At 48.3% G+C, this 24,143-nt stretch carries 17 protein-coding genes, 1 tRNA gene and 1 pseudogene; 8 read left to right on the plus strand and 11 right to left on the minus strand.

The window, feature by feature from the left end:
• Window positions 1-251: 251 nt before the first annotated feature.
• Window positions 252-2,843 carry an ATP-dependent chaperone ClpB gene (gene clpB, locus F452_RS0103765; protein WP_018964909.1) on the minus strand — a complete coding sequence of 864 codons (2,592 nt, stop codon included), beginning with the start codon at window positions 2,841-2,843 and terminating at the stop codon, window positions 252-254.
• A 219-nt stretch (window positions 2,844-3,062) separates the two neighbouring features.
• Here clpB and F452_RS0103770 point away from each other — a divergent pair, with 219 nt between their 5' ends.
• From F452_RS0103770 to hcp, 3 genes are all read left to right on the plus strand, one after another.
• Entirely contained in the window at window positions 3,063-3,623 is a 561-nt protein-coding gene (locus F452_RS0103770) for a flavodoxin (RefSeq protein ID WP_018964910.1), read from the plus strand.
• A gap of 841 nt (window positions 3,624-4,464) precedes the next feature.
• A complete protein-coding gene (locus F452_RS0103780; RefSeq protein WP_004584412.1) occupies window positions 4,465-5,787 on the plus strand; it encodes an SIR2 family protein in 1,323 nt (440 codons plus the stop codon).
• A 554-nt stretch (window positions 5,788-6,341) separates the two neighbouring features.
• Entirely contained in the window at window positions 6,342-7,994 is a 1,653-nt protein-coding gene (hcp, locus tag F452_RS0103785; RefSeq protein ID WP_018964911.1) for a hydroxylamine reductase, read from the plus strand.
• 112 nt (window positions 7,995-8,106) lie between these two features.
• Here hcp and hcpR read toward each other — a convergent pair whose 3' ends face one another.
• The 9 genes from hcpR to F452_RS0103835 form a co-directional block, all read right to left on the minus strand.
• Window positions 8,107-8,793 (minus strand): nitrosative stress-sensing transcriptional regulator HcpR, encoded by a 687-nt coding sequence (hcpR, locus tag F452_RS0103790; RefSeq protein WP_018964912.1) that lies wholly within the window; start codon window positions 8,791-8,793, stop codon window positions 8,107-8,109.
• A 16-nt stretch (window positions 8,794-8,809) separates the two neighbouring features.
• Window positions 8,810-9,172 (minus strand): MerR family transcriptional regulator, encoded by a 363-nt coding sequence (locus F452_RS0103795; protein WP_018964913.1) that lies wholly within the window; start codon window positions 9,170-9,172, stop codon window positions 8,810-8,812.
• A 64-nt stretch (window positions 9,173-9,236) separates the two neighbouring features.
• The gene (locus F452_RS0103800; protein ID WP_026292161.1) at window positions 9,237-10,652 is read right to left on the minus strand and encodes an O-antigen ligase family protein; all 1,416 of its coding nucleotides are present in this window, start codon (window positions 10,650-10,652) and stop codon (window positions 9,237-9,239) included.
• A gap of 41 nt (window positions 10,653-10,693) precedes the next feature.
• The gene (locus tag F452_RS0103805) at window positions 10,694-11,581 is read right to left on the minus strand and encodes a hypothetical protein (protein ID WP_018964915.1); all 888 of its coding nucleotides are present in this window, start codon (window positions 11,579-11,581) and stop codon (window positions 10,694-10,696) included.
• 10 nt (window positions 11,582-11,591) lie between these two features.
• The gene (locus F452_RS0103810; protein ID WP_018964916.1) at window positions 11,592-12,470 is read right to left on the minus strand and encodes an MlaD family protein; all 879 of its coding nucleotides are present in this window, start codon (window positions 12,468-12,470) and stop codon (window positions 11,592-11,594) included.
• A 40-nt stretch (window positions 12,471-12,510) separates the two neighbouring features.
• On the minus strand, window positions 12,511-13,698 hold the full coding sequence (locus F452_RS0103815; RefSeq protein ID WP_018964917.1) for an N-acetylmuramoyl-L-alanine amidase family protein: 1,188 nt from the start codon (window positions 13,696-13,698) through the stop codon (window positions 12,511-12,513).
• A gap of 193 nt (window positions 13,699-13,891) precedes the next feature.
• Window positions 13,892-13,965 (minus strand) — tRNA-Thr (locus tag F452_RS0103820).
• Window positions 13,966-14,951: 986 nt separating this feature from the next.
• Entirely contained in the window at window positions 14,952-16,409 is a 1,458-nt protein-coding gene (locus tag F452_RS0103830; RefSeq protein WP_018964919.1) for a catalase, read from the minus strand.
• A gap of 48 nt (window positions 16,410-16,457) precedes the next feature.
• The gene (locus tag F452_RS0103835; protein ID WP_018964920.1) at window positions 16,458-16,904 is read right to left on the minus strand and encodes an NADPH-dependent FMN reductase family protein; all 447 of its coding nucleotides are present in this window, start codon (window positions 16,902-16,904) and stop codon (window positions 16,458-16,460) included.
• A 509-nt stretch (window positions 16,905-17,413) separates the two neighbouring features.
• On the opposite strand from F452_RS0103835, the gene F452_RS0103845 reads away from it, so the two are divergent.
• The 5 genes from F452_RS0103845 (at window position 17,414) to F452_RS0103865 (ending at window position 23,745) form a co-directional block, all read left to right on the plus strand.
• On the plus strand, window positions 17,414-18,346 hold the full coding sequence (locus tag F452_RS0103845) for a metal-dependent transcriptional regulator (RefSeq protein WP_018964922.1): 933 nt from the start codon (window positions 17,414-17,416) through the stop codon (window positions 18,344-18,346).
• Window positions 18,347-18,381: 35 nt separating this feature from the next.
• Window positions 18,382-20,556, plus strand: coding sequence for a ferrous iron transport protein B (feoB, locus tag F452_RS0103850; protein WP_026292163.1), 2,175 nt, complete (start codon window positions 18,382-18,384; stop codon window positions 20,554-20,556).
• A gap of 35 nt (window positions 20,557-20,591) precedes the next feature.
• The gene (locus F452_RS0103855; RefSeq protein ID WP_018964924.1) at window positions 20,592-22,238 is read left to right on the plus strand and encodes a glycosyltransferase; all 1,647 of its coding nucleotides are present in this window, start codon (window positions 20,592-20,594) and stop codon (window positions 22,236-22,238) included.
• Window positions 22,239-22,306: 68 nt separating this feature from the next.
• Window positions 22,307-23,260, plus strand: a complete 954-nt coding sequence (locus F452_RS0103860) for a calcium/sodium antiporter (RefSeq protein WP_018964925.1) — start codon at window positions 22,307-22,309, stop codon at window positions 23,258-23,260.
• 20 nt (window positions 23,261-23,280) lie between these two features.
• The gene (locus tag F452_RS0103865; RefSeq protein WP_018964926.1) at window positions 23,281-23,745 is read left to right on the plus strand and encodes an arginine repressor; all 465 of its coding nucleotides are present in this window, start codon (window positions 23,281-23,283) and stop codon (window positions 23,743-23,745) included.
• A gap of 226 nt (window positions 23,746-23,971) precedes the next feature.
• Here F452_RS0103865 and F452_RS12660 read toward each other — a convergent pair.
• Window positions 23,972-24,143: pseudogene (locus F452_RS12660) on the minus strand (IS4 family transposase); the annotation flags it as partial.

Below are 24,143 nucleotides of genomic sequence, written 5' to 3' on the forward strand. Positions count from 1 at the left end.
TAGTCTCATATAAGAGGATATTATGGTCTCATGTAAGAGGATACTATGGTCTCATGTGAAAGGATACTATGGTCTCGTATGAGAGGATACTATGGTCTCATATGAGAGGATAGTATCCTCTCTATATAGATCCCTTAGGGATGTACTCGAAGACACCCCTTGAAACACAAAAAAGGCTCCTCCGGAGAGTGGCAAGCCACATGCCCGAAGGAGCCTTGAAGGAATAAGAGGAATAAGACAGCCGGAGGCTACTATTCGTTGCGGAAGACGATCGACCCGTCTATGCAGTCGATGAGTACGGGACGCGTACTGTCCACCGCATCGGCCAAGAGAGCCTTGCTCAGCTCGTTGAGGACGAATCGCTGCAGGACTCGCTTCACGGGACGCGCCCCGAACTGCGGATCATAGCCCTCTCTGGCGCCAAAGGCCACGACAGCCTCCGTGTAGTGGAGCACCACGTCGTTATCGGCCAGTTGGCGCACGATACCATCGAGCTGCAAGCGGACGATCTCGTAGATCTCCTGCTCGGTCAGCGGCGTGAAGACGATGGTCTCGTCGATACGGTTCAGAAACTCGGGGCGAATCGTATGCTTGAGTAGCTGCATCACCTCATCGGCCGTCCGAGCCGTGAGGGACTGGCGATTCTCCGCCGTGAGGTTCTGCATCCGCTCGCGAATGATGTCCGAACCGAGGTTCGACGTCATGATGATGAGCGTATTCTTGAAGTTTACCACATGCCCCTTGTTGTCGGTCAGGCGGCCATCGTCGAGGACTTGCAGCAATACGTTGAACACATCCGGGTGAGCTTTTTCTATTTCATCGAAAAGCACCACGGAATAAGGTTTGCGGCGAATGGCCTCCGTCAGTTGGCCACCCTCGTCATAGCCCACATACCCCGGAGGCGCACCGATCAGACGCGTGGCACTGAACTTCTCCTGATACTCGCTCATGTCTATTCGCGTAAGCATGCTCTCATCATCGAAGAGCAATTCGGCCAAGGCTCGCGCCAACTCCGTCTTGCCCACCCCTGTAGTACCGAGGAAGATGAACGAACCGATCGGACGCTTGGGGTCCTGAAGACCGGCCCGACTGCGGCGGACGGCATCTGCCACGGCGCGGATGGCTTCGTCCTGACCGATCACGCGCTTGTGTAGCTCCTCCTCCAGATGGAGCAGCTTCTCGCGCTCGCTCTGAAGCATACGGCTGACGGGGATGCCCGTCCAGCGCGACACGATGTCGGCTATGTCGTCGGCCTCCACTTCCTCCTTGATCATGGAGCCGCCACGCTGCAATTCGTGCAGCTGCTGCTGTATCGTGCCGATCTCCGTCTCCTTCTGCTTGATAAGCCCGTAACGTATCTCGGCCACTCGTCCGTAATCGCCCTCCCGTTCGGCACGATCGGCCTGAAACTTCAGCTCCTCTATATCTATCTTGAGCTGCTGGATCTGATTGATCCGGTCCTTTTCGTTCTGCCATTGGGCTTTCTCCGAAGCCTCTTTCTCCTTGAGTTCGGCTATTTCCCTGTCGAGGAGCTGTACCTTTTCTTCGTCATTCTCTCGCTTGATGGCCTCGCGTTCGATCTCAAGTTGCTTGATCCTGCGCGAGATCTCGTCCAGCTCCTCCGGCAGCGAATCCACCTCCATACGCAGACGGGCGGCGGCCTCGTCCATCAGGTCGATGGCCTTGTCGGGCAGGAACCGCTCCGTAATGTAGCGGTGCGACAGCTTCACGGCCGCGATGATGGCATCGTCCTTGATCCTCACTTTGTGGTGATTCTCGTATTTCTCCTTCAAGCCCCGGAGGATGGAGATGGAGCTTAGCTCGTCCGGCTCGTCCACCATCACCATCTGGAAGCGTCGTTCCAGAGCCTTGTCCTTCTCGAAGTACTTGCGGTATTCGTCCAGCGTAGTGGCACCGATGGCACGGAGTTCGCCCCGAGCCAGAGCCGGCTTCAGTATGTTGGCCGCATCCATCGCCCCTTCGCTCTTGCCGGCTCCGACAAGGGTGTGGATCTCATCTATGAAAAGGATGATCTCCCCCTCGGCTCCGGTCACTTCGTTTACCACGGCTTTCAGCCTTTCCTCGAATTCACCTTTATACTTGGCTCCGGCGATCAAGGCTCCCATGTCGAGAGAGAATATCTGCTTGTTGCGCAGATTCTCCGGCACGTCGCCACGTACGATCCTGTAAGCCAGACCCTCGGCTATGGCCGTCTTGCCCACCCCCGGCTCACCGATAAGGATAGGATTGTTCTTGGTACGTCGGGAGAGGATTTGCAGCACACGCCTGATCTCGTCGTCACGACCGATCACGGGATCCAACTTGCCGTCGCGGGCACGCTGGCAGAGATTGACGGCATATTTCTCCAGTGCATTGTACTGCTCCTCCGCACTCTGACTGGTCACGCTGCGCCCCTTCCGAAGCTCTTCGATGGCTGATTGCAAGAGCTGTTCGGTAGCTCCGGCATCCTTGAGCAGAGTGGATACTTCACACCGCGTAGCCAGAATAGCCAGCACGATGTGCTCCAACGAGACGTATTTGTCCTTCATCCGGTGCGCTGCGTCCTCCGCTGCCTGTAGCACCTGATTGGTTTCACGCGACAGATAGGGTTCGCCACCCGATACATGGGGCAGCTTCTCGATCAGTTTGTCCACAGCCGTGGCGATACTGCCCTTATTCACCCCCATCTTGGCAAAAAGGAAATCGGTCAGGCTTTCGCCCTGATCCATAACGGCCTTGAGCAGGTGCTGCGGTTCGATGGCCTGCTGTCCGTGCCGATGGGTCAGCTCCACAGCCTGCTGTAGAGCCTCCTGCGATTTGATTGTGTAGTTGTTAATGTTCATTGCTGTGTTTGTTGTTACCGAACAAAATCCAACAACCATGCCAACGCCTAAAGACTGACATTTTGTCCTTTTTTACATTTTTCCCCTCTCATCGTTTATATCCAAGGCAAGGATTACTCATTATAATACATGGTATAAGAAAGAAAATAAAGACTCCATACAGCTTATATGACCTAATCGAATACCTTTGTCCGTGGAAAATCATAAAAATACCCTACTATGAAACTCAGAACATTCTTATTCGTGATTGTAGCTGCACTGGCAGTAGCGTTTGGCGCAGAAGCGCAGAAGAAGACAGCGAAAAAACCGCTTATCGTCTATTACTCCCACAGTGGCAACACCCAAGCAGTGGCCGAACACATCCAAAAGGCTACCGGAGGCGTACTCTTCCGCATAGAACCGGAGCAGGCCTACCCCGAAGACTACAAAGCCCTCGTCCAGCAGGCTAAAGAGGAGCTGAAGAAAGGCTTTCGTCCCAAACTCAAAAAGTCCGTCAAAGACATAGCCGACTACGACGTTGTCTACATAGGTTCGCCCAACTGGATCCACACCTTGGCTCCTGCCGTAATGAGCTTTCTGGATCAGCACAACCTCAAGGGCAAGACCATCATCCCCTTTGTCACACATGGCGGTGGCGGCATGGGCAAGTGTTTGGACGAGATGAAGCGACTGGCACCTCAAGCGACAGTCCTCGACGGCATCGTTATTGACGGCAAGAAAGCCAAAGAATCGGCCGAAGAAGTCCGCAACACCCTGAAAGCATTGGGACAAATCAAATAACGACAACTGTCCCTATCCCGAATCAACGAGGATCGATAGTGGCGAGCTTTTCTCCACAAATCAAACACAAGCTCCCCACCCTCCCGGGTTCTTTCCCCCCACAAAAAGAGGCGTCGATGACGCCTCTTTTTTATGCCCTATAACCACCAAATACGCACCAAAAAACTTTTCAACAACGAAGACGAGTTTGGAATCATTCTAAATAAGCGTCTGAAAAGAACTCCACTTTGACACTCAACAGATAAGTAAGCAAATATTTTCTGTTCGAAATTCGCTTTTCAGAAACTCATTCAACGATCTATATATAAAGCATTTTCAATTTATATATAGATCGTTTTCGATTTATATACAAATAGTTTTCAATAAATATATAAATCAAAACTCGTTTATATATAAATCACCCTATCAAAAAAGGCCATCTACGATCTGATATAAATAAGGCGTCCGCCATGTTCGACTGCGAACATGGCGGATGCCTTAACATATTTAGAGGACAATTTCTCCTATTCTCTTTTACACATCATCCGCACGCCAATCCGTTCTCTATGTACCATAACCTCACAATAAAAAAACAGCCCACCGAACGAGCCAAACAGATCAGCATCACAAACAAGACGATCACACATACACTCCATCTATTTATCATTGATTCATAAACACTTACACCTCACCAAGAAGTCTTCCTTCTCCGCTGCAAATATAGTAAAAAACAACCTCAAATAATAAGTATTAGAATCGATTCAAAAAAACACTTTTAACGGTATATCAATACAGTATTCAGAAAAAACACCAACAATAGAACAAAACAAAATAAAACCCCTATATTTGCAAAAAAAGAAACATGAAGATTTACATAAGTGGCTGCAAAGAAGATAGAGAATATATAGAAAAAATTTCTCAAGCTTTAAAAAATGAAGCTCATGAAGTTTTTGATCTCTTTTCATCCATAAGCATCTTTGGAAAGTCAATCCATAAACAAGTATTAGATGCGATAAAAGAGAGTGATGTTTTCATTTTTCTAATAAGCAAAAACTCAATTTGTACAGAGTACACATCAAAAGAATGGTTTTTGATTCTATTAGGCAACACGTCAAACAGAAAATCAAATATAATACCTGTATTAATAGATCAAGCTAAAATACCTAAATATTTGTATGGGTATAACTGTATTTATTTACACAAAAGCCTTGAAAGAGGAATAAGAAAAATACTCTCCTTTTTATCAAATTACTCCCACATACAAGAAGCAGAAAAAATCAAAGTTACAAGGGAGGACAATAGTAAATTCATTTCAGAATTATCTCAAGCGTTGAAAAATGGAAAACTAACTTTAGTTTCAGGTGCAGGAACCTCAATAGCAGCGGGTATGCCATCTTGGAATAATCTATTGACCAGATTAACTAAACACATGGCCGAAAGATTATCTAAGGAACAGAAAAATCCGTCATTAGAAAATCTAAATCATTTCATAGAAGAATCTAAATTATCACCGTTAATACGAGTAAAATACATTAAGTATATTCTGGATAATGATTTTACAAAAAAAATACGGAATGAATTATATATATCAAATCCAAAAACTTGTGATATAATTGAAGCAATTGTCGATTTAGCAAGACCTAGACGAGAATCAAAGTCTTTAGATTCAATCATAACATTCAATTTTGACTCCTTAGTAGAAGAAAACCTAGAAAAAAACAATATTAAGTATAAGGCCATTTATATGGAAGGGATGCGTAGTAGCCCACTTGAATTACCTATATACCATGTGCATGGATACTTACCACGAAAAGGAAGAATTACGAAGAACAATAAAATTGTTTTTAGCGAAGATACCTATCACAACCTATTTATAGATCCATTTAGCTGGTCTAACCTAATTTTACTAAACAAATTAAGTCAAAACACATGTCTTTTTTTGGGCTTGAGTATGACTGACCCAAATTTGAGAAGGTTATTAGATATTGCAAATAGAAGAAATCCTTCTAATTCATTAAATCATTTTATCATTAAAGATAAGCCACAAAGAATAAACAAAAAAGAAGAAGACAGATTACCTCTATTTTTAATCGAAAGAGACTTTAATGAATTAGGATTAAATACAATATGGATTGAAGACTTCAAAGAAATTCCCGATATATTGACAAGAATAGGGAACGAGTGATCTTATTAAAGACTTCATACGCATATTTGGTCTTACTTAAACCCAGATTTGTCGTTAGGTCTTACTTTTCTAATGGCAGCCATTAGAGATTTTCTTTGTAATCTGCTTAATAACTGCTACTTGTCTTCTTATAAAAATCACATCTACATCCTAATTTCATCTCACCAATCGGTTGATGTGAAGTACATGCTTATTCTAGACATAACTCTTTTTCCTTCAAAGCAATAAGTAGTGCCTCGATTCTATATGCTATTCTCAAATGACCAATCTGGATTAAAGTCTACGTTTGCTTTTATTCCAAACTATCTATATTACGGCTCATCGACATATTACGTTTATTTTGGCATATTCCGACAAGGAGGTATTTGTATAGAGGTGTTCCATCCGTTTTTAGTCCTCTCATCAAAAAACATTAAGTATATCATCCTTTTACATTGCCAAATAGAGAAAGTACTCCGTGTCGCATAGGCGACATTTCAGGCGGATAGCAGCTTCTACTTTTGTGTCATCAAAGAACAACGATCGATTAACAAAAGAAAGAAGGAGACTCGACAATGGAAAAGAAAATGTTTTGCTATCAATGCCAGGAAACAGCAGGCAATAAGGGATGCATCCTCAAAGGGGTATGCGGTAAGGACTTTAGTACAGCCAATCTGATGGATTTGCTCGTCTTTAACCTCAAAGGCATTGCCATCATAACAACTTCGATGAGGCGTGCCGGAGTGAAAGCCGATTACCGAAAGGCAGATAAGACGATCATGGAATCTCTATTCGCCACGATCACTAATGCCAACTTCGACTACTCTTCCATAGCCAAACGCGTAGAGAAAACATTTGCGCTCAAAGCGGAATTGCACCGCTTGGCTCTTGCTGAAGGTGTAGAGCTTCCCAAAAACGAAGCGGTAACCATGCAGGGAACGCAGGAAGAGTATGATCAGTTGGCTCTTGGCGTAGGTATTCTAAGAGAGACAAACGAGGACGTACGCTCTCTCAAAGAGCTGACGATCTATGGACTCAAAGGATTGGCAGCCTATGCGGAGCATGCGGATCGACTCGGCTACGTGGATGAAGAGATCAATGCCTTCACCGAACGCGCGCTGCACGATGTGACGATGGGATTGCTTTCGGCGGATGAACTGACAGCTCTTGTACTGGAGACCGGTTCTTATGGAGTGAAAGTGATGGCTCTTCTCGACAAAGCCAATACCGAAAGCTTTGGCAATCCGGAAATCACGGAAGTAAATATCGGTGTCGGTTCGCGCCCGGGTATCCTTATCAGTGGTCATGACCTGAAGGATATGGAGATGCTGCTCGAACAAACCGAAGGAACGGGAATAGATGTGTACACGCATAGTGAAATGCTACCAGCCAACTATTATCCCAAATTCAAAAAATACAAACACTTCTTCGGCAATTACGGCAATGCATGGTGGAAACAGCGCGAGGAGTTCGAAACCTTCAACGGCCCTATCCTCTTCACCACGAACTGTATCGTACCGCCCAAAGCCAATGCCTCCTACAAGGATCGGGTATTTACCACCAATGCTGCGGGCTATCCCGGATTCAAGTACATCGAAAGCGATGAGCACGGCCGCAAAGACTTCAGCGAAATCATTGCCTTGGCCAAGACTTGCCAGCCTCCCACAGAGATTGAAAGCGGTACCATCATTGGAGGCTTTGCACACTATCAGGTATTGAGCATCGCGGACAAAGTGGTGGAAGCGGTCAGCAGTGGAGCAATCCGCAAGTTTGTAGTGATGAGCGGTTGCGATGGCCGGCAGAATGGGCGCAACTATTACACGGAGTTTGCCGAAGCTCTTCCCTCCGATACGGTTATCCTTACATCGGGATGTGCCAAGTTCCGATACAATAAATTACAGCTTGGCGATATAGGAGGCATCCCTCGCATTCTTGATGCCGGACAATGCAATGACAGCTATTCACTGGCAGTTATTGCCCTGAAGCTGAAAGAAGTAATGGGATTGGATGATATCAATAAACTTCCGATCGTCTACAACATCGCATGGTACGAGCAGAAAGCCGTTATCGTCCTGCTCGCTCTGCTCAGCCTCGGAGTCAAGAATATCCATGTAGGCCCTACCCTTCCGGCATTCCTATCCCCGAACGTAGCGAAAGTACTGGTAGAAAACTTCGGTATAGCCGGTATCGGTACGGTCGAGGAAGACATTCAGACACTGATTGCATGAGAACGTGTGTGAATGCCTGCGGCAGTAGACTGGGAGCATTGCAGTAGGTATTCCTCTCCGGTCGATGACCGAGAGAAGAAAAAACATGTATAATCAAGAAGACTTGATTTGATTACTCCAGCCTCGACAATCGTTGAGGCTGGAGTATTTCTATACTCTTGCCGTCCACCCTAATAATGCCCTCTTCTTCAAGTTGAGAAAGGCTGCGTGCCAGCGATTGCCTGTTCACGCCAAAGCGATCGGCAAGTTCTTTCCATGAAGATTCGACAACGATCCGACTGCTGCCGTCTTTGGTATAAAGCCGAAGCAGATAGTCTCCGATCTTACCCTGTAAACTTCGTAAACTAAGCTGATGGATTTTCTTCATGAGGAAAGCACTGATGTCCGAAATCATGCCGATAAAATTCTCCATCAGAGCAGGGTACTTATGCATCGTCCCTTTGAACTCTTGCTTCCCGATGCGGAAAAGAATACTGTCCTCATTGGCCAATAAGGTAACGGGTAAAATATTCTCCGATGCAAAAAGAAGGGCCGGAGCCAAGATACGACCGGTGGCTAGTGTATCTATCAGAATCTGCTTACCGGAAGGTCCCACCATCTCAGCGCGAATCTCTCCTGCGCCCACGATCCGAAGGTCTTGCAGCTTATCTCCACCGATAGCGTATAGCTCTTCTGCTTTCAGCCGTTCAGTCCTATATGAACAACTCTCAAGCAGGGCTATGACCTCATCCTCTTTCATACCGGCAGCGAGTCCACTTCCTTTCCATGCTTTCAGAAGGAGATCAAATTCGGGATTCATCACAGCAGTTCTTCCCTTAGTATATATTCTTCCGCTCCCATTGATCAATGGCATCACGGATATCACATAGTTCCTGACGGATTTCTTTCAAACGGCTGATGACTTCTTCCCTGCGCGTAGTACCATCATAATCGTTTTTGAGAGCTTGCTTCGTACCTGCAAGTGTAAGCCCTTTCTCCTTGGTAAGGTGGTGAATGAGCCGCACCATTTCGATGTCTTTGGCTGTATAGCGACGAGTGCCGCCTTTGGAAGTATGTGGCTTTAGTGCAGGGAATTCCTTCTCCCAAAAACGAAGAGTGGAATCCGGCAGATCGAACATCCGCGCCACTTCGCTTATGGAATAAAATAGCTTTCCCTGTTTTTGCTTTTGCTTTTTCATTTTTCAAGCCGTACGGAAACAGACCCTGATCATCTGAGGATCAGGGCAAACTTAAAAAAATCTTTCAAGCAAAGTCTCTCTTTCGAGTCGGAGAAACGGCAAATACCGAGAACCAAAATGCCAGCAAATAGGCACCTCGAACAAAGATCAGAGGGGATTCGATTGCCATTGTCAGGAGGATAGCAGGCAGGAAAAGGAGGAAATCATATCGTCTCTCGCGATAGGCAAAGTAAAACAACCCGCCTACGAATATCACCAATACGACCATCCCGGGAATCCCGAGCTGCATACCATCGGCCAAAAGTTGATTGTGCGGATGTTTCAACAAAATATCCGTATCGATCCGTGCCTGTAGCACATTGTCCATAGTACCCAAGCGAATACCCGTCCACGGATGCCGATCGATAGCTTCCATCGCTATATCTCGCATTTGACTACGCTCTCCGTCAGCAAAAAAGCGATGCGACAAGAGACCGTTGAAGATAAAACCTCCTACAATGATAAGGACGAAAGAGGCGAATAAAAGTTTCTTTTTCTGGGATAGGAAAAAGGCTCGTACCAAGAAAAAGAACATGATCGACAGGGGAATGAAGAGCATGGCCAAGCGGCTTTGGGTAATAAAAGCAAAGCATGACAAGGCGACCAAACCATAGACCATTTCCACCGTAGATACCGTTTGTTCCCGATAGAAATACTGACGTACGGCGACTGCCATAAAAATAGCGAATATGCCCAAGAAGATATAAGTGGGATGGGCAAAATGCGTCCAATGGAGCATACAGAAGCTCGATGCAGGCATTGGGATATGAGCCTTGAGATAGAATTTATCGAAAGAGAAAGGAGATAAAACAGATTGACCGAAGTATTGGGTCAAAAGAAGAGAAATAAGAATGATGCAGGATAAGTACACCAATACAAGGCGGAAAGAAAAAGAAAGAAATACGCCCCATTCCGCTCTTGTCGGGCGCCAACAGCACAAAGCCAAAGGCAAAGCCAATAAGGGAAGTCGCTGCTTAAGCGTATGCAGAGCGTCCTTAGTCTCTACAGCTCCGATAAGCCCCGTCATCTGAAACAGATAGTAAGCTACCAGCAAAACAAGAATACCTACCGGCAGATAGAATTTCTTTTGAGCAATGGCATACACATAGGAAATACCACAGAAAAACCATACCGCACCGATAGCAAAACCCAGCAGTTGGCCTACCGCAGCCACAACAAACGAGATAAGCAGCAGCTTGCGGAAGGTAGTAGCATCTGTCCGAATGACTCCTCTGACACCGGCAGCAACAGCCATTCCTCCCATAACGATGGCAAAAATCCACACGAAGAAAGGTGGCGCAGCCTTTTTCGGTTCGAATACCTGCCAGTCTTTCACCAATGGATATAATAAGGACAAGACTACGATACCGAGTATGAGAAAGACAACGTTCATATTTTGCCGCAATAAGCGGACAAACCGAACCGAAAACGTTTCAGACATGATAGTGTTTGAAATAATTGATGAGGAAAAATAGCCGACCTCTATCGGGAAGATAAACCAAGTTTGTCACTCAAATAACGGATACGCTTTTCAGCCTTTTCTCTTTCTCCCATGAGAGTAGTACGATAGCTGTAAATTTGTGCCAGACGGGCGGTCTCCGACAAGGATTTCACACCTGTTTTCGATATTTGGAATGTATGCATCGCTTTGCCTTCGGCCATCAAATCTATCCGGAGAGCATATCCCTCGGAATCGGCCTGAACAAAAAGCTCACCGATTTTCACCGTCTCTTCGGCAGGATAGGTCACTATTTCGTAGTGCAACCCCAAATCTGCAAATCGATAGTTGAGTGCAGCATCGTAGGGAATGTCGCGAGTTTGCAGCGTGGACTTGGTCTGCACATCCGTCACTCGGATAGCAGTATGATTGATAGCCTTGGCTCCGGCATAAACACTCAGCACAATGAGATTGCCAAGCGTATCCGTACTGCAACGCAGACGAGTACATTCCTGGCCGGAAGCCTCACCGAACCCCGAGAGATAGAACTCCGGTGATCTTCCCTCCTCCGAGGACGTCTTGCTGAAAGGACGGGATATGCTGTCGATCCGACCGGAGAGAACAAGCAAAGCACTATCGGCGAAAGCACGATTGCGTTCGCACTCTTTGTACTCGGCCTGCCGGCTAAGAGACAAAGCCTCCTTACGGGCCACCGTATCGGTGGAGTAATGACGATGGAGACTGTCTGCCAAAATTCGAACTCCGGAGTAATCGGCATGCTCGTATGCCTCGTGCATCAATGCAAGTAACTGCCCGGCTCCCGACTTTGTATCCTGCTTACAACCGACAGAGTGTAATAAGAGGAGGAAAAGCAAGAAAGGGAGAAAAATTCGTCTCGCCACACCTATATATCTGCTAAATACTATACTCATTCACGCGCGATCAAAAAACGGAGAAGTGTACATAGCGTTTGGGATTGGCTTTGAGGTCGCGCAATAGTGCATCCGCACTCGAAGCCATACTATCCAGTCGCATATAGAGCGATTTGTCGTTCAAGAGCATCCCGAGCGAACCGTCGGAATTGCGAATTTGATCGGAAAAGCTTCGAAGGTTCTCCGATGTAGCCTGCAATTCGGCCATCAAAGCCTCCAGTTTCAGCTGTTTCAATTCCTCCGAAAGCTCTGCCACATTATCCGTGATGGTACGTGTATTGGCCATGACGGCAGGCAGTTGTGTCCCGATGGACTTATCCAAAGAAGCAGTCAAACGATTTAGCCGCTGGGCCGTTGCTGCCATATTCTCCATCATTATAGCCAAATTGGGATTATTGACCATATTCGCCAAGCCGACAATGACTGAATCCACCTTCGGCATCATGTTCACGACAGAAGGAACGATCTTATTCGACGTTACCGACATAATATCTTCGGGAGTTTCAGACCGAATGGTATCCCCCGGATTCAGGTATCCATCCCGAGGATCACCTTGCATGATGCGAAGCTCCGCTCCACTCAAAGCTGTCTGGTGAATGGCCAAATGACTGCCTTTGGGCATACGATATTCGGACTCGAGATCGACTCCCACAATGATAGAACGACCATTCTTATAGTCGAAGCTAAGAGACTTTACCACTCCTACCTTATAGCCGTTGACCAATACGGGACTGGCGACATTAACGTTCTTCACTTCCGGGAAAGCGGCATAATACACATTCTCCCGTTTGAAAACGTTGAATCCTTTCAGGTAGTTCAGACCGAAGTACAGCAGAAAAAGAGCAATGAGAGTCAATGCTCCGATCTTTGTAGTCTTATTTATTCTCATTTCTTTTATTGTTACCTCTAATAATGCTTTCCAAACAATATCAATATATCTCTCTCACACGTTTGCCTGCCTCATAAACCACGATATAAGCATCGGGGAAACTTTTCCTGACCTTTTTCCGAAGGCGACGTGCCTCCCCCTCGCTGGAAGCCGCTCCTGTAAGATAAAAGAATCGACCGCCTCGTTGTTCAATGGTCACCTTGTAACCTTTCAATCGCTTATCGCCATTTTTGAGCTTCGTCTTCGAGGACATGATCTGTATTTTATAGGTTTCCTTCGTGGAATGAGCACCCTCATCCAACTTTGTGGCATGCTCCTTGGGAGCTATACTTCCCTTATCATCAGACATATCTGCCGAAAAGGCAGCATTGTCTTCAGCTTCGGCTTCGGCCTTATCCTCTTCTTCAGTAGCCTGTGGTGCAGGTTCGGACACCTTACCGGAACGTCTGTCATAATCCTCCTTGTATCGGGCAAATCCTCGGGCTATAGCCGAAGCCAACTCGTCACGCCCGGCTTCCGACCCCAAATAACGAGCCTCTGCCGGATTGCTTATAAAGCCCAGTTCGACGAGAACACTCGGCATGGCAGAAAACACGAGTACAGCCAGATTGCCGAGCTTCACCCCTCTGTCATGACGCCCCTTGGCCACAAATCCTTTTTGGATCTGTTGAGCCAGTTTGATGCTCTGATCCTGATACGTATTCTGCATCAGTTCGAACATGATATAACTCTCGGACGAACGGGGGTCAAACCCTTTATAGACGGTCTTATAGTCTTTCTCCATCAATATGACGGCGTTCTCACGCTGGACTACCGCCATATTTTTACTGTTACGTTCATGCCCCATTACATAGGTCTCAGTACCATAACCTCCATGACCTCGCTCTTGGGAATTGACATGAATACTGATAAAAAGGTCGGCATTGTTTTTATTGGCATATTCGGCACGCCCCATCAGGGTAACGAAGAAATCCTTCTCACGGGTATAGAGCACTTTCACATCCGGATGTTTGCTTTTAATCAGTCGCCCCACACGCAAAGCCACGGCCAAATTGATGTCTTTTTCTCGCAAACCATTACCGACCGCCCCCGAATCATGTCCTCCGTGTCCGGCATCGATAACCACCGTAAACGCACGATTGCGTTGGCTCTCCAACGGCAAACAAACGATCAGTAGAAGAGCCGTAATCCAAAGCAACAGATAGGGGGTATGGTTTTTCCTCGACATGAACTTTATTATCCCTTAAATGAGTACAAAAATAAGGATTATCCGCAACAAACGATGGCTCCAAAATTGCCTTTTTTACTATCGGCCCTTTAGAGGAAGCTTGGCCAAGGCATCGAAAGAAAAAGGACAGCCACAAAAAAAGAATGCACCGACTTCTCATACCAAGCTGAGAAAATCGGTGCAATTCTTTTCGAGCCTCTTGTCGGATTCGAACCAACGACCCCGAGATTACAAATCACGTGCTCTGGCCAACTGAGCTAAAGAGGCAGATGGGTAAGCTGGCTATATCGCGCCGCTACAACCTAATACCCTTGCTGCGATCAAGCCCTGGGGGAATCAAAGGGAGCATGCCGTATAGGACTTACCCGGGTGCAAAAGTAGTAATAATTCCATAACGGCCAAATGATCGAACGGAAATAATCCGATTTTTTCCTCCTGACAGCGAAAATTCTTTTGGAAACGAATAGTCTCTGAGCTGACCGAAGCGGAGAAGATTTGCGATGCGGAAATTCGATTCCACGTGGTTGACGGTTTTGACTATATTTGCCGGCCAAGAAAGCTCCCATCAAGAGTATAAAGCTCTTTGCCGAAAGTGATTATCGAATTGATATAGAACGATATTGATAAATAATTTACAACCAAATGACAACGAAAACACATACAACCCCGACACATATATTGCCCAACCTGACAGGCCGGTTCCATCCCCTCCGCATCTGTCATACCACCGCTTTATTCGGTCTAAGCAAGAATATCTCTATGACAAATAAAGAGGAATAACGCTTCCATAGTCTCCTCAAAGATCTAAGGCAGCCACCGAGTTCCCCATAGAACTCGGTGGCTGCCTTTGTTTTATCACCTCTCGAAAAAGCCTTTTTCAGCCTGCGATTTATATAGAAATGAGTTTCTATCTATATATAAATGGAAAACGATTTATATACAAATCGAAAACGATCTATATATTTATCGTAAATGATTTGTATATAGATCGTTATCTTCTCTTCCAAAAGTCATGTTTCTACCTGAAAAACTTCCTCTTCTTGCCTTTTTCGCTTCAAAATCTTCTTCCTTTCAGGTGCTTATTTGGAATGATTCCAAACTCATCTTCGTTGTTGAAAACCTTTTTGGCGCGTATTTTTAAGCCGGTTAATGGCAAAAAAGGAAATAAAAAAGGCTAAGCACGAACCAATCTATGTCGGTATGCTTAGCCTATTTATCGCTTTAGCAACTTTCTATGGATCTGGCTGTATCGCTTACAATGCTTCGTTTACGTCAAGCCCCAAAGCCTTTGCTACTCCCTTGCCATAGTCCGGATCGGCCTTGTAGCAATTCGCTATATGGCGCAGCTTGATCTCTTTGGGGATATCACCCATGGCACGAGCCGTATTGTCGAATAGTACCTGCTGCTGATCCGGCGACATGATATGGAAGAGCTTGCGAGGCTGAGAATAATAGTCACTGTCATCTTCCCTGAAATCCCATTGATAGGCAGCACCATCAAGTTCGAGGGGTGGCTCTTTGTACTCATTCTGATCTTGCCAGTGCCCATAGCTGTTAGGCTCATAGCCAAGACGCGAACCGAAGTTGCCATCTACCCTCATGGCTCCATCCCTGTGATACATATTCAGGAAAGGACAACGACTCCTGTTTACAGGTATTTGGTGATGATTCACGCCGAGCCGATAGCGCTGCGTATCGCCATAGGAAAAGAGACGCCCCTGCAACATCCTGTCAGGAGAGAAGCTGATACCGGGTACCACATTGGCAGGATTGAATGCCGACTGCTCCACATCGGCAAAGTAGTTTTCCGGATTGCGGTTCAGCTCCATTACGCCAACTTCGATAAGGGGAAAATCTTTCTGCGACCACACCTTTGTCAAGTCGAAAGGATTATACGGCAAAGCTTTGGCTTCTTCCTCCGTCATGATCTGCACCTTGAGCGTCCAACGAGGATAGTCGCCACGCTCAATGCTTTCAAATAAGTCTCTCTGATGACTTTCACGATCTTTCCCGATCAATGCTTCCGCCTCTGCATCTGTCAGATTCTTTATCCCCTGTTGAGTGTGGAGATGAAATTTCACCCAATGTCTTACTCCTTCGGCGTTGATAAACGAGAATGCATGGCTTCCGTAGCCGTGCATGTGACGATAGCTGGCAGGTATACCTCGGTCGCTCATTGTGATAGTCACCTGATGGAGAGCTTCGGGCAGAAGTGTCCAGAAGTCCCAGTTGTTTTGAGGACTCCTCATATTGGTGCGTGGGTCACGCTTTACTACGTGGTTCAGGTCGGGGAATTTGAGAGGATCTCTCAGGAAAAATACGGGGGTATTGTTTCCTACGAGGTCCCAGTTACCTTCCTCAGTATAAAACTTGATAGCAAAGCCACGTATATCCCGCTCCGCATCAGCCGCACCACGCTCTCCAGCCACAGTCGAGAAGCGTACAAACAGCTCGGTCTGCTTGCCGATCTCGGAGAAAATAGCCGCCTTCGTGTACTTGGTGATGTCATGAGTGACAGTAAATGTGCCGAAAGCTCCCGAACCTTTGGCATGCATACGACGTTCGGGGATCACTTCACGATCGAAGTGAGCCAGCTTTTCCAAAAACCAGACATCCTGCAGAAGCATAGGACCACGCTTGCCTGCAGTGGCCACATTCTGATTGTCTGCTACGGGGGCACCCGCAGCTGTAGTAAGTTTGTTCTTTTCCATTGTTTTGTCTCTTATTTAAGTTAAGTAATTAAATGTCCAAACAAGATGTCATTCACTTTTTTCGTGAAGTGTCTTTATCTTCTCTATATAATGATCCAATCTCCGTTTGTCATCCTCTGAGAGGATACCGGTACGAGAGCGCATCGTATCGATGCAAGCAACACCCGACAAATTGAGATGCCGCTTCATCCTGTTGAAGATGGCACCGGTACGCAACTTATAAGTAGCAAAAAGGACAAGATTGGGAGGCAATGTCGCCGGAAGTTTGCGAGAGCCTTCTACCCAAAGATGGCTGGGATGCTGATTGACGACGAACCACCCCGAAGTCCAGCTGCCAAGCATAAGGAGATCCGAGTCCTTGATCTGATCGTCCTTAAAGTCAGAAAGTGCTCCGAAGTTCACATTCACCCCCCTACTCCACAAGTACATGGCCATAGCTCTTGCCCATCCGGCAGTACGGCCTTTCTTGCTCTGATATAGTATAGTTGCTTTCATTTTTCTTTTTATTCGTATTACTTATTTGACAAAGATATAGAGCAAGATTCTTATATGTAATTCGCAGATTTTATCAAACTATAGCTCTTATCTATATTCCATAAACCGATTGCATATCATCCTCCTCAACAGCCGAATCATGCACTAAAAAACACCATAAAGTAACCCCGTTCAGTCCTCCATCTTACTGCCTCAAATATAACACTTTATACCAACTATTTAAAGCCTTTCACACAAGAATCCCAAAAACCGTCAATGAATGGGATTTGAATAGAGGAAATCGCTCATGATTCGATAGACAATGGGAAAAGAATGGCCAGGGAAAGAGAATGAAACGGCTCTTGTGGATACAACTTTGCATCCGGATACCTCGATGCAGGTAAAAGAGCGAGGGAGAGCCTGTGGTTTGACGAATTCTTCGATGAAAATAAGCATCTTTGTCATACTGAGAACGTTGTGCCGCAGGCCAACAGACCGAACACTTCGGTAATAATAGAAGTTATAGAAGCATGAATTTATTCTCGAATCTTCCATTTCGTTTCGATGTACGCCGTCTGTCCGAAGACACGCTTAAAGCCATCTATTCTTTGGAAGAAGATGGTCTGCCAGTCAATGCAGACCAACTGGCCGGACTGACCGGACTGAAGGTAAGCAACCAACAGTATATACTCGATCTGCTGCACAAACAAGGCTATTGTCTTCCTCCGGACTCGCATCTGACCGAAAGCGGACGGAAATATGCGCTCAAGGTGATTCGACGCCACAGGCTTTTGGAAAAATACCTGTCCGAACACTCCGGCTACGAACCCAGCGAATGGCATGCACAAGCCTGTAAGGAGGAGCACTATCTGTCCGATGAAGAGCAGGAGCGGATAGCAGTCCGCCTCGGCAATCCGCTTTTTGACCCGCACGGCGATCCCATCCCGACGGAAGAGGGCGAAGTGCAGTCGGTGGAAGGAGTATATGCCGACGAACTGCCGGATGATTCGTATGTGAGAGTGATCCACATCGAAGACGAGCCTGCCGACCTGTACCGACAGATAGAAACCATCGGCCTCTTCCGGGGTGCTGTATTCCACCTTCTACATACCGATACGAATGGAGTGCACCTCTCTTTCGAGGGGGAGCAATTCTTGCTACCACGGGAGGCTGCACATAATCTGACCGTAATGCCCTGTACGGACGAAGGCATGATAGATTTGGCGCAGAAGACCGTCAAGCTCACTACGCTTCGTCAGGGTGAAGAAGCTACAATAGCCGGCATCAGTAAGGCCTGTCGGGGAGCCAATCGCAGACGGCTGTTGGACTTGGGGTTCGTACGCGGTAGCCGAATCGCCATAGATCTGACCAGTCCCTTGGGCAATCCGACGGCTTATGTGGTCAGAGGAACAGCCATCGCCCTGCGACACGATCAAGCTCGTTATATCCTTATATACAGGTAAAAAACAAAACGCTCAGACCAACTTCGAATCGAATGATGAAAAAGAGTGCTGCCACTTCTTCAGCCTGCAACGGCTGTCCCGCACACAGCGGAAATAAACTACGGCGCTTGGGCACCGATGCGGAACGATACGACTTTACCATCGCCCTTGCCGGCAACCCCAATACGGGCAAGAGCACGGTATTCAATGCTCTGACCGGCCTCAAACAACATACGGGCAACTGGCCGGGGAAAACGGTAGAGAAAGCCGAAGGTGCATTCTCGTATGCCGGCTCTTCATACAAGATAGTGGATCTTCCGGGCACCTATTCTCTCCTTTCTACTTCCGAGGATGAGGAGATCGCTCGCGACTTCATTCTCTTCGGCAAGCCCGATGTCACCCTCATCGTGGCGGATGCCACCCGACTGGAGCGGAATATGAATCTGATCCTGCAAATCCTCGAAATAACGGATCGTGCCGTCCTATGTGCCAATCTGATGGACGAAGCCGAACGGAACGGCGTGCAGATCGACCTGAGAGGTCTCTCGCGCAGGCTGGGTATCCCTGTCGTAGGAGCCAGTGCACGTTCGGGCGAAGGCATATCCGATCTACTGTCGGCCCTGTCTGAGGTGGCCAAAGGGATTTATCGCTGTACTCCGCATCGGCTGACAAGCATCGGTACCGAAATAGATGCGAAGATCGATTCTTTGGCCGAATCCATCCGGCTCTTTCATCCCGATACACCCAATAGCAGATGGTTAGCTCTTCGCCTTACGGAGGGAGACCGACGGGTGGAGAATATGCTCTATGCCGATAACGAAGCTCTGGCGGAGAAGCTGAAAGGAGAGGTGGACGAATTTCGCCGCAACTTCGGCGAAGACCTGCATGACCAGCTCTCGGAAGCACTCTATTCCGACGCCGGAAAAATATGCCAAGAAGTGGTCACTCAGGCCAACAAACGCGGAAGAACACCTCTGGATATTAAGATAGATCGCATCGTTACGAGCCGGAAGTGGGGTTTTCCCATCATGTTGCTCATGTTGGCCTTCGTACTGTGGATTACCATTGTAGGCTCCAACTATCCGTCCCAGTGGTTGAGCGACAGCCTTGTAGGTATTCTCCATCCCTTGCTGAAGACACGAGCTATGGATCTCCTGCCGGATTGGTTGAGCGGATTTCTCATCGATGGTGTCTACTTGGCTACGGCTTGGGTCGTAAGTGTCATGTTGCCGCCGATGGCCATTTTCTTTCCTCTCTTTACATTATTGGAAGACTTCGGTTTTCTTCCGCGAGTGGCATTCAATCTGGACGAACTCTTTCGTCGTTCGGGTGCGCACGGCAAGCAAGCTCTGACCATGACGATGGGCTTCGGCTGCAATGCGGCGGCAGTGATCAATACACGCATCATCGACAGCCAAAGGGAGAGACTGATAGCTATTCTGACCAACAACTTCTCTCTGTGCAACGGCCGTTGGCCTACGCAGATACTCCTTGCCACGGTCTTTCTCACGCCTGCCGTACCGGCCTATTTGCGTGGCGTGATCGGCATCGGGTCGGTCGTGGCCATCGCATTGCTGGGTATCGCTTTCATGTTTTTCTTCTCTTGGGTACTCTCTCGGACGCTGCTGCGAGGTCAAGTATCCACGTTCAATCTGGAGCTTCCACCCTACCGTCCGCCACAGTTTTGGCAGACGATCTATAAATCCATCGTAGACCGCACACTCGTCGTTTTGTGGCGTGCCGTTGTCTTTGCTGCGCCGGCCGGTGCCCTTATCTGGCTCACCTGCAACATTCAAATCGGCGGAATCGGGATAGCCGAATATCTGATCGACCTGCTGGACGGCCCCGGGTGGCTGATGGGACTCAACGGTGTCATTCTGCTGGCCTATGTATTGGCTATTCCGGCCAATGAAATAGTGATACCCACGACCCTGATGCTGACCGTCCTGACTACGGGAATAGACGGAGGAGCCGGTGCCGGTGTCATGTTCGAAGCCGATGGTGCAGCCGAAACAGCACGACTGTTCGAGGCCGGCGGTTGGACTATGCTGACGGGTATCAACCTCATGCTCTTCTGCCTGCTCCACAATCCTTGCAGCACCACCCTGTTCAACATATATAAAGAGACGGGGAGCCGGAAATGGACACTACTGGCAGCCTTGATTCCGCTTGCCACGGGTTTCGTTGTCACCGTAGCCGTGGCCTTTGTATGGCGGTTGGTCGGAGGATAAGACCGAAAAAACTTTCCCAAACGAATTGCGATCGAATGAATGATTTTCGCCCCAACCCTTCCCTCTTGTTGGAAACGAGCTGGGAGGTTTGCAATAAGCAGGGTGGTATATACACTGTGCTTACATCAAGGGCACACGAGATGATGAAACGCCACGAAGGACGTGTCATTTTCATAGGCCCCCTGCTAACGGAGCAGGAAGAATTACCCGCCGATTTTGAGAATACAGTCCCTGCCATCTTGGAGGATTGGCATCGCGATGCAGCACCTTCGCTGGACTTGCGATACGTGTGCGGCAGCTGGCGAACTCCCGGTTCTCCCCCTGTAGTACTGGTGGACTTCGAGCCCCTGTACACACAGAAAGCAAAGCTCTACTATGAGATGTGGGAGCACTTCGGCATCCAAAGCGACAAGGGGTACGGCGACTATGACGAAGCCTCGCTCTTCGGCATTGCCGCAGCCCAAACGATGCACAGTCTGTGCGAATACCTCTGCCCCGAAGACCAACCGGCCATAGGCATATTCAACGAATGGATGCTCGGCATGGGACTCCTCTACAGCAAGTGGAAAACGCCTCGTCTGAAAACGCTTTTCCTCACACATGCCACTACCACAGGGCGGTCTATCGCCGGCAACAACAAAGCTCTGTATGCATACATGCCGGGCTACAACGGCGATCAAATGGCAGCCGAACTCGGTGTGGAAGCCAAGCACGGGATAGAAAAGGCGGCGGCTCACCAATCGGATACCTTTGCCACGGTAAGCGAACTCACGGCCAAAGAATGCCGACAGCTGCTCGAGCGCAATCCGATGGTACTGCCCAATGGATTCGAACCGAACTTCGTACCGCAAGGAGAAGAATACGAAAGGCGGCGCACCGAAGCGCGAAAGCGACTGCTCCACGTAGCAGAACATCTGACCGGCAAGCAACTGCCTGCCGACACTTTGCTGGTAGCGACGAGCGGACGCCACGAGTACAGGAACAAAGGTATCGACCTCTTCATCGATGCCATCTCCGATGCCGGACGATCAGGCAAACTTCGCACCCCGGCTTTGGCTTTCATCCTCGTGCCGGCATGGGTAGCCGGAGCACGTGCCGACCTGCAATATCTGCTGAATCATCCCAATCCGACGGAGTATAAGGAGAAACCGCTTCCCTATCCTTTCCTGACGCATTGGCTGTACGACGTACAGGAGCAGACTATCTCGAAACGACTCGGCGAATCCGCCGGCAGTGCCGGAGAGGCCTCCTTCATCTTCGTCCCCTGTTACCTGAATCGGAAGGACGGCATCTTCGGTCTCAGCTACTACGATTTGCTCATCGGCATGGATCTGACCGTCTTTCCCTCCTACTATGAACCGTGGGGATATACGCCGCTGGAGAGCATCGCCTTCGGTATCCCCACGGTGACGACCGACCTTTCGGGCTTCGGACTTTGGGCTATGCAGGAGTGCGGCAGCCGGGACGATTTCAGTACGGGCGTAGCCGTCATCAAGCGTACCGACGACAATTATGCAGAAGCCGTGCAATCCATCGCCGAGCTACTATGTCGTTGGCCGGCCGAAACTGCCGACCGAACGGTCTACCGGCAGGCAGCCATGCAAACGGCATCCCATGCAGAGTGGCGTCTGTTTTACGACCGGTATGAAGAAGCATACTCCGCATTGCTCAGCCGGGATTGATGACAATCGATAATGAAAAAAACGCATCTTTGTAGTCCATTCCACGAACAAACAGCTATTACAAGACAATGATACCGAACATACTGCTTCTAATCCTCGGATTGCTCTTAGTCGTTGGCGGAGCCAATTTCCTCACCGATGGCGCAGCCTCCATTGCCAAGCGATTCCGGCTCTCGGACTTGGTCATCGGCCTTACCGTACTGGCCTTCGGCACATCGGCACCCGAACTCACCGTCAGTCTGATGGCAGCTCTGAAAGGAAGTGCCGATATAGCTATCGGCAACGTCATCGGGAGCAATATCTTCAACATTCTGGCCATCGTGGGAGTTACGGCCCTGATCATACCGCTGGCCATGTCGAACAGTACGATCCGTATCGAAATCCCCCTGACCATCCTCTCCTCCGCGGTCTTGTTTTTCATGGCCAACGACCGTCTCTTCGACATGGCCGGAGAGAATGTGATCACCCGTACCGAAGGCTTCGTGCTGCTGGCTTTCTTCCTGATATTTCTATTCTACACCTTCAATATGTCCAAAGGGGAAGAATCCCCCGGACAGGTAAGGCTGTTTGGCCTCCCCCTATCCATAATAATGGTAATAGGCGGTCTGGCAGCTCTCGTCTTCGGGGGCGATCTGTTCGTGGACAATGCAGCCATGCTTGCTGCACAGATGGGCATAAGCGAATCGGTTGTCGCCATCACCATAGTAGCGGGAGGAACTTCTCTGCCCGAATTGGTCACCAGCGTGGTGGCTGCCATCAAGAAGCGTCCGGGCATGGCCATCGGCAATATCGTCGGTAGCAACCTCTTCAACATCCTGCTCATCCTCGGAGTCAGTGCATCCATCAGCCCCATAAGGATCCAAGGCATTACGGTCGTGGACTACGGGATCTTCATCCTTGCGACAATCCTGCTCTATATTTTCGGTCTTTTCTTCGGCGACAAAACGATCAAACGCTTCGAAGGCAGCATCCTCCTATCGCTCTTCGTCTGCTATACGGTCTATCTGGTTATGACCGCCTAAAGAAAACTATACGGGGAAAAATGCGAAAGAAAAGGCTCGATGCCATCCGTCGGCATATCCTGCGAGGGGAAATCTCCACTCAAGAGAAGTTGCAAACAGCCTTACTGTCCGAAGGCATTTCCGTATCGCAGGGCACACTTTCGCGTGATCTGGAGCTCCTCGGCATAGAAAAATCGACTTCGCCTTCGGGGGGAAAAGTGTACAGTCTGCCCCAAGACAGTCGTCCACCCTCCCCTCGCGGTGAACTTCGCATCGGACGCACCGAAGGGTTTATCGGACTGGCCAATGCAGGAGAGACGCTCCTGCTCAATACGGTCGAAGGCCATGCAACCCGCATCGCATCGGAAATAGAGGAGCTGTCTGCGCCCGAAGTGGCGAATGTATTCTTCGGCCCAACACACATCGTTGTCATCGGACAGAAAGGAACCACGCGTCAGGCTTTGCTCTGCGCCATTGCTCCGGCCGTTCCCGAAGTCCTCCGCTGAGAACCGACACGCCTCCTCTCGGCAAACCCACCCAAAAACGATTGTAGGCCGTTTCTTGCTTCCTGCACCGCTGCATGGAGCAAGAAACACCCTACGATGATACCCACAAATGACTGCTCTACAATGAATTACACCCAATGTTGTCCTAAATAAATTATGAGTTAGGCGTAACCCGTTGAGTTATACAGCCCAACGAAAAAATAAGAATTTTAATCCCGCCTTTCCCCTAATTGTTGTCATCTGGAGGCGGTTTGAAGGGTTCGTTAAGCCACTTTTCAAGATCAATTTTGGTAAAAGTGTTCAGCCTTAACGACACGACAAGGTTTGCCAGCCCCCATTTGTAACGAGCAGTATGCTTTAGCCAACAGAGTAGCAACATTGTTGTTAGGGCAGTCCAT

Source organism: Porphyromonas gulae DSM 15663 (genome assembly GCF_000378065.1).
In the GTDB taxonomy this organism is placed as follows: domain Bacteria; phylum Bacteroidota; class Bacteroidia; order Bacteroidales; family Porphyromonadaceae; genus Porphyromonas; species Porphyromonas gulae.